Below are 11,115 nucleotides of genomic sequence, written 5' to 3' on the forward strand. Positions count from 1 at the left end.
CATGACGGACACGCCTGCCTTTGCGCCGCGCTTCGAGTGCGCCTTTGCCCTGCTGAACGCCTCGGTGGAGGCTGGGCGCATTCCCGGCGGGGTGCTCGGCGTGATCGACCGGGATGGCGGGCGCATGGTGCGCGCCACCGGTTATGCGCAGCGCCTCCCGCATGAGCGTGAAATGCGCACCGACACCTGGTTCGATCTTGCATCGCTGACCAAGGTTATCTTCACCACCACGCGCATTCTGGAACTGGCGAAAGAGGGCGTGATCGATCTCGATTCGCCGCTCACCACGCTTCTGCCGGATCTGCGCCAGTATGATCCGGGCGCATGGGAGCGGCAGGTGACATTTCGCCAGTGCCTCGGCCACCAGACGCCGTTTCCGGCGGTGGAGCCGATCTACACCTATGGCCGCGATGCGGACCTGCTGCGCGCCTTCATTCTCCAGCGGCGCTGGGAAAAAGGTCCGTCGGTCTATTCCGACATCAATTTCATTCTGCTCGGCTTCGCGCTGGAGCGGCTTGAGGGCAAGCGACTGCGGGCATTCGATCCGGGGCCGGGCTTCGCCTTTGCCGCCGATCCGGAAAAGACGGCGGCGACCGAGGACTGCACATGGCGGCACCGGGTGCTTTGCGGCGAGGTGCATGACGACAATTGTTCAGCGCTTGAGGGCGCGGGGCATGCCGGACTGTTCGGCACGGCCGACGCCGTTCTCGATTTCGCGGCAGGGCTTTTTGCAGGCGACGCCGATGGGGATGAGACGGTGGCGCTGATGCGCACGCCGCTTTCCGAAAAACGCACCCATGGCTGGGAACGGCCATATGAAAACTGGCCCGGCGGGGCGCTGGCCAGCGCCGGCACGATCGGGCATACGGGTTTCACGGGAACCGGGCTGTGGGTCGATTTCGACAATGGCCTTGCGTGGACCCTTCTCACCAACCGCATACATCCGACCCGGCATTTCGACAGCGGCATCGCTGCGCTGCGACAGGCGGTCGGCGATTGCATGAACGCAGGATAGGAACGCACATGGCTGAAGGATTTGAGCCTGTCTGGGCCGTCGGCCTGATGACCGGCACCGTACTCGACGGAAACATCGACGTGGCGCTTCTGAAAACGGATGGCGAGCGCATCGAAGCGTTCGGCGCTTACACGCTGGCGCCCTATCCGCAATCGACGCGCGACCTTCTGGAAGAGACGTTGCAGCAGGCGCGGGCCTGGAATTTCGAAGGCGATGAACCGGCGATCTTCGCCGAGGCGGAAGAGGTTCTGACGCGCGCGCAGGCGCACGCCGTGCGAGAGCTGGTGGAGAGCCATGGCCTGACCATGGCCGATATCGGCGCGGTCGGTTTCCACGGGCAAACGGTGTTGCACCGTGCGCCGCAGGAAGGGCGTCTCGGCGAGACGCGGCAGCTCGGCGACGGCGATCTGATGCATTCCATTCTGGGCTGTCCGGTGGTCTATGATTTCCGCTCGGCCGACATGCGCGCCGGCGGGCAGGGGGCACCGCTTTCGGCAGCCTATCATGCAGCTCTCTTGCGGGACGTGGACACGGATGGCGAGACGGCGGTGCTCAATCTGGGCGGCGTGGCCAATGTGAGCTGGTGGGACGGTGCGGACCGGCTTATCGCTTTCGACACCGGCCCGGCCAATGCGCCGATCAATGATTTCGTCAAGGCGCAGGGGCTTGGCGACATGGACCGCGACGGTGCGCTGGCGGCTTCGGGCACGGTGGACGAGGCGCGGCTGGCGGAGCTTTTGAAGCATCCCTACCTCACCGCGCCCTATCCGAAATCGCTCGACCGGTTCGACTTCGGTGCGTCCATGGCCGATGGTCTCGACGCCAGCACGGGTGCGGCGACGCTGACGGCCTTCACCGCATCGGCGGTCGGCAAGGCGCTCGATCTTCTGCCGGTTCGGCCAAACCGGCTGATCGTGTGCGGCGGTGGCCGGCACAACCCGACCATCATGAAGATGCTGGGCGAACGCGCCGGGGTAGACGCAGCCCCCGCCGAAACGGTGGGCTGGCGTGGCGACGCCATCGAGGCCGAGTGCTTCGCTTTCCTTGCGGTGCGCGTGCTGCGCGATCTGCCGATCAGCTTCCCGACGACGACGGGCGCGCCCGAACCGCTGCGCGGCGGGAAGATCGCCCGCTAAATTTTTGTGTGAGACGAGGGCAGCCGCTTCTGGAGAAAGATGCGGCTGCGCCCGATCGGGAAATTCTCAAGCCGTCCGAATTCCACATAGCCCTGACGGGTATACGCCTTCTCGGCGCTGGGATTGAACGTGTCGATCAGCGCGGAGTGGCAACCGCGCCGCTCTGCCTCTTCTTCCGCTGCCGCGAGCATGCGCCCGGCCATGCCCTGCCCGCGCAGGCTGTCATCCACCCACAGTTTCTGAATGTAGAGCCAGCCCCAGGCGGTGTAGCCGGAAATGCCGGCAAGCACAGCGCCGTTCTCATCGCGCACGATGATGGCGAGCGCGGCCTTTTCGGACGGGCCGACATCGGCGTCGTTGAATGCAGCGAGCTCCGTCTCCACCCGCGCCAGCGCCGCCTTGTCCGGCGTTTCGGTAACTTCGATTGTGACGCTCACGGCCATTCCATCCTTGTTCAAAACGGTTTCGAGCGTTCTATCCTTCCTGCGGGGAACGGCAAGAGGCGGGGAGAAGGTGGACCGCATCGGCAGGTTCATTTCGACAGGGCGCGAAAAATTTTTCATGGTGTTGTCGAATCCGGCTGCTGCCAGACGACCATGGGCGTTCGAAGCGCTCATATAAGGAGAGACACCATGCGCTATGCCTGCCTGATCTATTACAATCCGAAAGAGCTGTTCGGCGGTAGCCCGGAAGCGAATGCGGCGCTGGCCGAGTGCGCTGGCTATGACGAGAAGCTGAAGGAGACCGGCCATTTCGTCATGGGCGAGGCGCTGGAGTTGCCGGAAAACGCCATGACCGTGCAGATGCGCGACGGGAAGATGTCGGCGGTGGATGGCCCCTTCATGGAGACGAAGGACATGCTTGGCGGCATCGTGCTCGTCGAAGCGCCGGATCTTAACGATGCGGTGCGCGCGATCAGCGGTCATCCGCTGGCGAAGATCGGTTCCATCGAAGTGCGTCCGCTGGTCGACTTCTCGAGCCCGCCGCCGCAGCTGTGAACGGGGCCGACGCACGCGCTGCCGTCGAGGCGGTCTATCGCCGCGAGAAGCGGCGCGTGCTCGCAACACTGATCCGCCTTCTGGGCGGGTTCGATGCGGCGGAGGAAGCGCTCCATGAAGCCTTCGCCGCCGCAGCGGACCGATGGCCACGCGAAGGCGTGCCGACCAATCCCTATTCGTGGCTGGTGTCGACCGGCCGTTTCAAAATGGTGGATCGCTGGCGTCGGCAGGCGCGGCTTGCCGGCGCGCTGCCGCAACTTGCGGCGCTGGCCGACCCGGCTTCGGAACCGGCTATTCCCGAACATATCCGCGATGACGAACTGCGGCTGATCTTCACCTGCTGCCACCCGGGCCTGCCTGCCGATGCCAGCATTGCGCTGACACTGCGCGAGGTGGGCGGGCTGACCACGGAGGAGATTGCGCGGGCCTATCTGACCCGCCCGCCGACGATTGCCCAGCGGATCGTGCGCGCCAAGGCGAAGATCCGCGACGAGGCGATTCCCTTCGAGATACCCGCGCGGGCGGAGCTGCCCGGACGGATCGAGAGCGTCCTGCGCGTGATCTACCTCATCTTCAATGAGGGGTATGCCGCGACGGACGGGCCGGAGCTGACCCGCGCCGACCTTTCCGGTGAGGCGATCAGGCTCGGCCGGTTGATGGCGGGGCTCATGGACGATCCGGACGTGGCGGGCCTTCTGGCGCTGATGCTTCTGCACGAGGCGCGGCGCGAAAGCCGGGTGGACGCGGCAGGCGACATCGTTCTGCTGGAAGATCAGGACCGCTCGCGCTGGGACCGCGCCCTGATCGATGAGGCGCGGGCGTTGATCGATCACGCGCTGCAGGCGGGACGGCTTGGCCCCTATCTTTTGCAGGCCGCGATTGCAGGGGAGCACGGCGCGGCGGCGCGCACGGATGAAACGAACTGGCGGCAGGTCGTGTCGCTCTACGACATTCTGGCGATGGTGGACCCGTCGCCGGTGGTGGCGCTCAACCGGGCTGCGGCGCTCAGCATGCGCGACGGCGCGGAAGCGGGGCTTGCGGCCATTGATGCAGCGATGGCCGATGGAAGGCTCGACGCCTATCATCTGGCCCATGCGGCCCGCGCCGACATGCTGCGCCGGCTGGGACGCATCGACGTGGCGCGGGATGCCTATCGCACGGCGCTGGAGCTGGCCCGCCAGCCGGCGGAGCGCCGGTTTCTGGAGCGGCGGCTGGCCGCGCTCTGATCAGCGGCCAACCTGCCGGAGCGGGACGCCCTTCAGCACGTTCTCCTCGATGGCCTCAAGCGAGCGGCCCTTGGTCTCGGGCAGCCAGATGATCGAGATCACCAGTGCGAACAGGCAGATCAGGGCGAAGAACATGAACACGGTCGAGAGACCGAACTGCGTTACGCCGGTCAGGAAGAACAGCGCGACCAGAGCGTTGAACAGCCATGAGGTTGCGGACGCAGCGGAGAGGCCCGCCTCGCGCAGGCTGGAAGGCATGAGTTCGGCCATCAGCACATAGGGCAGTGGCCCGAGGCTGAGGGCGAAGGCGGCGATGTAGACGCACAGGCCGGCGAGGCCGAGAAACGGCATGTCCCACAGATGCGCGGCGACCACGGCGGAGAGACCGAGGATCATGACCAGCGATCCGTAAATCGCCAGCGGGCGGCGGCCAAGCCTGTCGACGGTCAGGATGGCGATGACGGTGGCGATCACATTGATGAGGCCAAGGCCGAAAGTTGCGCCCAGCGCTGCGAGCCCCGGCGGAAAGCCGAGCTCGGTGAAAATGGTGGGCGCATAATAGAGAATGCCGTCAATGCCGCTCAGGTTCTGCAGAATGAAGAGACCGCAGCACAGGGCGAGGACGGCCAAGGTCGCGCCGGTGCGCAGCGAGAGCGAAGGCCGCGCGTGCCCGGCGGTGGACGGCGCGGCGTGTGGGGTGGGCACGCCGAGCGCGCCGGCTGCTGCGCGGGCGGCGGCGTCGCCGCGCGCGGCGATGAGCCAGCTCGGGCTTTCCGGCACGGCGACAAGCATGAGGAGCCCGGCCAGCGGGATGACGATGCCGCCGCCAATGGCGAGTGGCCATGCGGAATGGTCGAGCAGGATGAGCGGCACCGCATAGGCCGCGAGAATGCCGAGCGTGACGGCGAGCTGAAACAGCGCCACCACGCCGCCGCGCCGGTCCGCCGGGGTGGCCTCGCCCGCATACATGGGCGCGACCATGGAGGAGATGCCGACGGCAAACCCGATCAGGACGCGCGCAAAGACCAGCAGGGAGAGGGACGGTTCGGTGAGAACGACGCCATAGCCGGCGGCAGCCAGAACGAATGCGCCGGTCAAAGCCATGCGCCGGCCAAAGCGGCGGGCAAGCGGTGCGGCCGCAACGGCGCCGAAGAAGCAGGAGATGACCAGCGAGACGGTGAGATATTCCTGCCCGCGCACGGTGAGGCCGAACACCGTCGCGATGGGCTCCAGCCAGTCGGCGATGCTGGCCGTGCTGTAGCCGAACAGCAGCCCGCTGCAGGCGGTCAGTGCGGCGACCCGCGCAACTGCGAAGGCGGCGGGTCTGCCGGGAATGGCGGCATCGCTCATTGCGCCGCCACGAGCTCGCGCTGCTCCAGGTCTTCAAGGCTCACGCCCTTGGTCTCCGGCGCATAGAGCCAGGCGACCACCGCCCCCAGAACGCAGAAGGCGCAGAACACGGCGAAGGTTGCCGCCGCACCGGCATAGCTGACCAGCACCGGGAACATGAAGACCACGAGGAAGTTGCACGACCAGTTGGCGACCGAGGCCATGGCCATGCCGCGGCTGCGCATGGCGAGCGGGAAAAGCTCGGACATATAAAGCCAGGGAAGCGGCCCGAGACTGACGGCGAAGAAGGCGATGTAGGCAAACAGCCCGATCAGCGCCAGTGTCGCAAGCTCGGAACCCTGTCCGTTCATCGCATAGGCGATCACGGCGAGGCTCACGGCAGAACCGATGAAACCCAGAATGAAGAGCGGTCGGCGACCGAGCCTGTCGACGAAGAGCATCGCAACAACGGTCATCACGACATTGACGATGCCGATGCCCACTGTGGCGGTGAGCTGGGTGCTCGAACCATCGAAGCCGGCATGGCCGAGAATGGTCGGCGCATAATAGATGACGGCGTTGATGCCGCTGACCTGCTGAAGCAGGAAGGCGGCGATGGCGAAGATCGCCAGCGGGCGGATGTGATCCGACAGGAAGTCCGACCACGGGGCTGTGCGCGGTTCGCCTGCATGCGTTGCGGCGATGTCGCCGACAATGTGGTCCACTTCCTTGCGGTCGAGGTCCGGCTGGATGGCGGCGATGACCGAGCCGGCCTCTTCGCGGCGGCCGCGCATGACGAGCCAGCGCGGGCTTTCCGGCGAGAGCGCGATGCCGATCAGCGAGACGAAGGCGGGCACCGCGCCAAGCGCCAGCATCCAGCGCCATGCGCCGAGCGGCTCCAGCGCCAGGTCGATCAGATAGGACACCAGAATGCCAATCGTGATCATGAGCTGGAAGGCGGAGACGATTGCGCCGCGATGCCGCGCCGGCGCAAGTTCGGCGAGGAACATGGGGGCGGCGAGCGCCGACGCGCCGATGGCGATGCCGAGCAGAAGGCGCGCCAGAATGAGCGCGATTTCTTCCTGCGCCAGACCGCTGGCGATTGCACCGATGCCGAACAGAACCGAACACATGATGAGCACCTTGCGGCGGCCCAGACTGTCGGCCCAAAGCGCGGCGAGGATCGCGCCACCCACCGCGCCAAGCGGCACGGAGGCGGTGACGAAGCCTTCGCCGGAGGCGGAGATTTCGAAGGTTGAAGTAATGAGCGGCAGAGCGCCGGCAATCACGCCTTCATCGAACCCGAAGAGAAAGCCGAACAGGGCGGCCAGTATCACCAGTCGGATCAGCATGGATCAGATCTCCTCCCCGAGCAGCTCGGCCACGCCTTCTGCATGACGAAGCGACCAGGCCGTAATGGTCAGGTAGCTGTTGGCCGAACCCTGCGAAGGCCACGCTGCGGAATCGGCAACGGACAGATTGGGCAGAGCCCAGAACCGGCCATGGGTGTCGGTGACGCCGACGCCCGGCTCCGCCGACATGCGCAGGCCGCCGATTTCATGCAGGGCCGCGCCGGGCGGGTTGATCTGGCTGCGCACCAGCTCCGCGCCCATGCCTTCCGCCACCTTGGGAAGGAAGGCGTTCATCTCGTCGAGAATGCGCAGATCGTTTTCGGTGCGGCCGTTGAGGACTGCATAGCGGCCCATATTGCCGGGGCCGTCACCGCATTGTCCGGTGAGTTGTAACTCGTTGCTCTTGGCGGCTTCGCCGACGCCGAAACAATAGGCGAGGAGGTACAGCCCCTGGGGATCGCAGTCGAGCCACACGGTTGCGTGGTAGGGCGAATACCAGGTCTCGTCGAACGGTCCCTGAATCTGGATGTGGTAGGGGCGGTCCTTGCCGGCGGGAATGAAGGTGTAGATCGGCTCGTTGAGCGGCGCCTTCAGACGGAACAGGCCCTGAATGAACAGGTGGTCGGCGATGTGCGTGCCGACCAGCGGGTGAATGTCGCGCAGACCGGAATCGAGCGCCAGCCGCGTCGACTGGATCGCGCCACCGGCCAGACTGTAATGACGGGCGACAAGGCGGAAGCGGCGGTCGCTTTGCGCACCGCGCGCGACGATTCCGGTTACCTGCCGGCCATTGTTCTCAATATTCTCGGCAATGGTGTCGGGAACCAGCACGATGCGTCCGCGCGCCACTTCTCTTGAGAGAAGGCCGCTGCGCAGCAGGCGGTCGGCAGCAGAATCGAAGCCGCGCGGCACATAGCCATTGCGCGATTCCTGCGTGTCGACACCGAGTGCGGCATGTTCGGCATCGATGCCGGCCTTGTGGAGGCGGTCCAGAATCGTGTCCTGCGCCTTGCCGCGGAAGAAGGGCGGGCGCTCCTCCGAGCGGCCGGAGACATGCATGATGCGCTCGGCGCGGTCGTAATAGCTGGCGAACTCTTCATAAGAGAACGGCCAGTCCTCGAAATCCCATTCCGAAAAGCGTGGCGTGCAGCCGCCCCAGAAAAGCGTGCGCCCGCCGACAGCCGACCATGCATCATTGTTGAGTGGCGAGGCGACGCCATCGCTGAAGTGCTCGTGGTCGGTCCAGGCGGTGCGATAGCGTACCAGATTGTGGATCTGCGGGGTGATGTCCTCGCGGCTGCGGAAAGGGGTGGAGCCCACATGGCTTGGCAGCAGGAAGGGGCCGGCCTCCAGGATCACCACGGAGAGCCCCTTGCGCGCCAGTTCGATGGCGCTGGTGACGCCGGCCGTTCCGGAGCCGATCACCAGCACGTCAATGCCGGTGGTCGCCTTGGAGATGGAAAAGGGATCGGAGGTCAGGAGAGAAGAGAGTGTCGGCATCGGTGCGGCGGTCTCAGCGATTGAAGAGGGCATTGGCGACTTTTCTGAATGCGGTGATGATGTCGGTGACGTCGTCGTCGGTGAGTTTGGAAGCGATGGCGAGGAGCGCACCGCGCTCGCTGAGCGCATCGCAATTGGGCAGAGCGCGGCGGCGATAATCGATCTCGCCGGCAAAGGCGTTGAGCGGATGCGTCCACGGGAAGCCGTCACGGCTGTTGGAGCGCTTCTCGGTGAGGCTTGGAATGTTGAAATACCAGTGCAGTCCCCATTCGCGCATGGTGATGCAGCTCAGCGAACCGGCCGGGCCGCGAATGCCCTCGGCGCGCAGCGCCTCGGTGAAGGCCTGACAGGTCTTGGCGTCACGATAGAGCGTGACAAGGAAGGGGCCGCTGTCGCCGGATGGATCCGGCACGGTACGGAAGTCGATCTGCGGAATGTCGGACAGCGCTTCGCGGATGCGCCATTTGGCCGTGCGCATGGCGCCGGTGATCTGGCCGAGCTTGCGAGACTGGGCGAGCGCCATGGCGCCGGCCAGATCCGACATGCGTGCGCCAAAACCCCAGAGCTGGCAGGTCTCGTCGGATGTGTCGAGCCGCCCTTCTTCATTGCGCGCAAAGCCAAGATCGTGGAGCGCGGTGATGCGGCGGAAGATGGCGTCGTCCTGACAGACGATCATGCCGCCATCGCCGGCGGTCATGTTCTTGTTGAGCTGGAAGCTGAAGGTGGCGATGTCGCCGAAGCGGCCAACCGGCATGCCGCCGGAACTCGCGCCGGCAGCCTGCGCGCAATCCTCGATGAGAGCGAGGCCGTTCTCCTTCGCGATCCCGGCGATCTCGGCCACATGGCCGGGCGCACCACTCATATGCACCAGAAGGATGGCGCGGGCGCGCGGCGTGATCTTGCGGCGCAGATCCGCCGGATCCATGCAGAAGGTCTCGTCAATATCGACCAGCCGGGGGATCGCGCCGCTGCGCACGATGGCGGACACGCAGCTCACCCACATATATCCGGCGATCAGAACCTCGTCGCCCGGCCCTATGTCGAGCGCCGAAATGGCGATGGAAAGGGCGGCCGTGCCGGAGGAAACGCCAAGCGCATGGCGATGGCCATAGGCGGCGCGCCACTCCTGTTCCAGCGTGTCGACCATGTGCTGCGGGTCGGGACCGTAAAACCGGAAGGGGCTCTGCGCGTCGATCACCCGGTCGACCAGCTCGCGCTCCTCCTTGCCGATCCAGTGTGCGCCGGGCAGTTCCCAGGGCAGGGGCGCGGTGCGCACGGGCGTGCCGCCTTCAAGCGCCAGGCGATTGGCCAGCACGGTTGGGCTTTGCTCGGTCATGAAGCGTTCCTTGGTATGCGGTGTGTTGCGGTATGTCGTTTGTCGGGGTTTCCGGACGATGCCTGCCGGCTGCTCGAAGAGCGCCTTTGCGAACGCATTCCGCACAAGAAGGTCGCCGGAACGCGTCCGGCCTTCTTTCATCCCCCTTGAAAACGAAACGCATCCGCCCGCCGCGCGGTGAAACACCGGCGCACGGTCACGGAAGGTTCCTGATTCGCAATGCTACACAGCACAACGCCGGCTAAGGCTTACAAGGGTTGTGATGAATTGCTTTTTGTTATCATTATTTGCAGCGCCGCTTCGTCATATATGTGTGGCGGCTGCATATGCTTGGGGGAGAGTTCAGAACGTCTATGGCAGGGTCTTTCGAGAAACCAACCGTTGAAGTGAAACTTGAAGCGGAGGGCGGTGGACGCCACGCCGGTTCGGCCTATGACAGCGAGGCGATGTCCGCCCTGCCATTCGGGACCTGTGAGCTCGAGCGGTTTGAACTGAAAGACGGGGTGATCCTGCATCTGACCCGCATGCATTTCCGCGAAGAGACGGAAATGGAGATCGGCAACACCCAGCCGCCGGGAACGGTCAGCTTCATGGCGTGCGCCTCCGGCGTCGTTCACTACGATCTCAATGGCTGTGACGGGGTGTTCACGAACCGCGATAATCTGGCCATGCATCTGCCCGAGCATCGGGGCACTTTCCGGGTCATGCCGGGCAAGGCGGTGTGCGCCGTCGGCATCTGCCTGCGCGAGGAGATGATCGAGAGCCGGCTCGGCTTTGCGCCGCCCAGCGCAATGCATCGTCTCTTTCATATGGAAGAGCGCACGGTGCAGCATTTCGAGACCCGTCCCGAGGTGCGCTTTCTCTGCGCGATGATGAATGACTCGCAGCTTGGCGGAGAAACCCGTCGCCTGCATCTGGAAGGCACGGTCAATGCACTTCTGGCAATCTATTGTGATGTGATCAGGCAAAGCGGCCTCAAGGAAGATGAGCACGCGATCAGCGAACGCGATCGGACCATGGCCTGCGCGGCGCAGGATGTCGTTCTTTCACGGCTGGCGGATGCGCCGGGGTTGGAAGAGCTCGCCAGAGAAGTGGGCATGGCGCCGCGGCGTCTGAATGAGGTCTTTCGCCAGGCGTTCGGCGAGACCGTTGCGGAGTTCACCCGCAATGCCCGGCTGGATGAGGCCGCGCGCCGGATAAAGCTGGAGCGTGTCTCTATTAAA

Annotated in this window: 10 protein-coding genes (1 of these 10 only partly in view); 5 read left to right on the forward strand and 5 right to left on the reverse strand. The window is 65.1% G+C overall.

Translation table 11 applies throughout. The annotated features are described in order from the left end of the window. Position 1 precedes the first annotated feature (1 nt). The gene (locus tag DEJ54_RS06100) at positions 2–1,015 is read left to right on the forward strand and encodes a serine hydrolase (RefSeq protein ID WP_113153787.1); all 1,014 of its coding nucleotides are present in this window, start codon (positions 2–4) and stop codon (positions 1,013–1,015) included. An 8-nt stretch (positions 1,016–1,023) separates the two neighbouring features. Next, complete coding sequence (locus tag DEJ54_RS06105; RefSeq protein ID WP_113153788.1) at positions 1,024–2,151, forward strand: anhydro-N-acetylmuramic acid kinase; 1,128 nt, start codon at positions 1,024–1,026, stop codon at positions 2,149–2,151. Here the strand turns inward: DEJ54_RS06105 and DEJ54_RS06110 are convergent. Next, positions 2,148–2,576, reverse strand: coding sequence for an N-acetyltransferase (locus tag DEJ54_RS06110; RefSeq protein ID WP_245447795.1), 429 nt, complete (start codon positions 2,574–2,576; stop codon positions 2,148–2,150). The two genes, DEJ54_RS06105 and DEJ54_RS06110, sit on opposite strands and share 4 nt — an antisense overlap. Positions 2,577–2,783: 207 nt before the next feature. On the opposite strand from DEJ54_RS06110, the gene DEJ54_RS06115 reads away from it, so the two are divergent. Together DEJ54_RS06115 and DEJ54_RS06120 are read left to right on the forward strand one after the other, a co-directional pair. After that, entirely contained in the window at positions 2,784–3,149 is a 366-nt protein-coding gene (locus DEJ54_RS06115; RefSeq protein WP_113153789.1) for a YciI family protein, read from the forward strand. Then, the gene (locus DEJ54_RS06120) at positions 3,146–4,375 is read left to right on the forward strand and encodes an RNA polymerase sigma factor (protein WP_113153790.1); all 1,230 of its coding nucleotides are present in this window, start codon (positions 3,146–3,148) and stop codon (positions 4,373–4,375) included. The genes DEJ54_RS06115 and DEJ54_RS06120 overlap by 4 nt, the downstream gene beginning before the upstream one ends. Here DEJ54_RS06120 and DEJ54_RS06125 read toward each other — a convergent pair whose 3' ends face one another. Genes DEJ54_RS06125 through DEJ54_RS06140 form a run of 4 tightly spaced genes read right to left on the reverse strand, consistent with a single transcriptional unit; the run spans position 4,376 to position 9,892 of the window. Continuing rightward, positions 4,376–5,725 (reverse strand): sugar porter family MFS transporter, encoded by a 1,350-nt coding sequence (locus DEJ54_RS06125; RefSeq protein WP_113153791.1) that lies wholly within the window; start codon positions 5,723–5,725, stop codon positions 4,376–4,378. It abuts the gene before it with no gap. After that, positions 5,722–7,056: a sugar porter family MFS transporter gene (locus DEJ54_RS06130; protein ID WP_113153792.1), complete on the reverse strand. Its 1,335-nt coding sequence runs from the start codon at positions 7,054–7,056 to the stop codon at positions 5,722–5,724. The genes DEJ54_RS06125 and DEJ54_RS06130 overlap by 4 nt, the downstream gene beginning before the upstream one ends. Before the next feature lie 3 nt (positions 7,057–7,059). Beyond that, positions 7,060–8,589, reverse strand: a complete 1,530-nt coding sequence (locus DEJ54_RS06135) for a GMC oxidoreductase (protein ID WP_162742220.1) — start codon at positions 8,587–8,589, stop codon at positions 7,060–7,062. After that, positions 8,570–9,892, reverse strand: coding sequence for a DegT/DnrJ/EryC1/StrS aminotransferase family protein (locus DEJ54_RS06140; protein ID WP_113156116.1), 1,323 nt, complete (start codon positions 9,890–9,892; stop codon positions 8,570–8,572). The genes DEJ54_RS06135 and DEJ54_RS06140 overlap by 20 nt, the downstream gene beginning before the upstream one ends. A gap of 353 nt (positions 9,893–10,245) precedes the next feature. Here DEJ54_RS06140 and DEJ54_RS06145 point away from each other — a divergent pair, with 353 nt between their 5' ends. Then, positions 10,246–11,115: the 5' portion of an AraC family transcriptional regulator gene (locus DEJ54_RS06145; protein ID WP_162742221.1), read on the forward strand. 102 nt of this gene lie beyond the right edge of the window; the window shows 870 of its 972 coding nt (coding positions 1–870); the start codon lies at positions 10,246–10,248; its stop codon lies beyond the right edge, outside the window.

The organism is Nitratireductor sp. OM-1 (assembly GCF_003296175.1).
Taxonomy (GTDB): domain Bacteria; phylum Pseudomonadota; class Alphaproteobacteria; order Rhizobiales; family Rhizobiaceae; genus Nitratireductor; species Nitratireductor aquimarinus.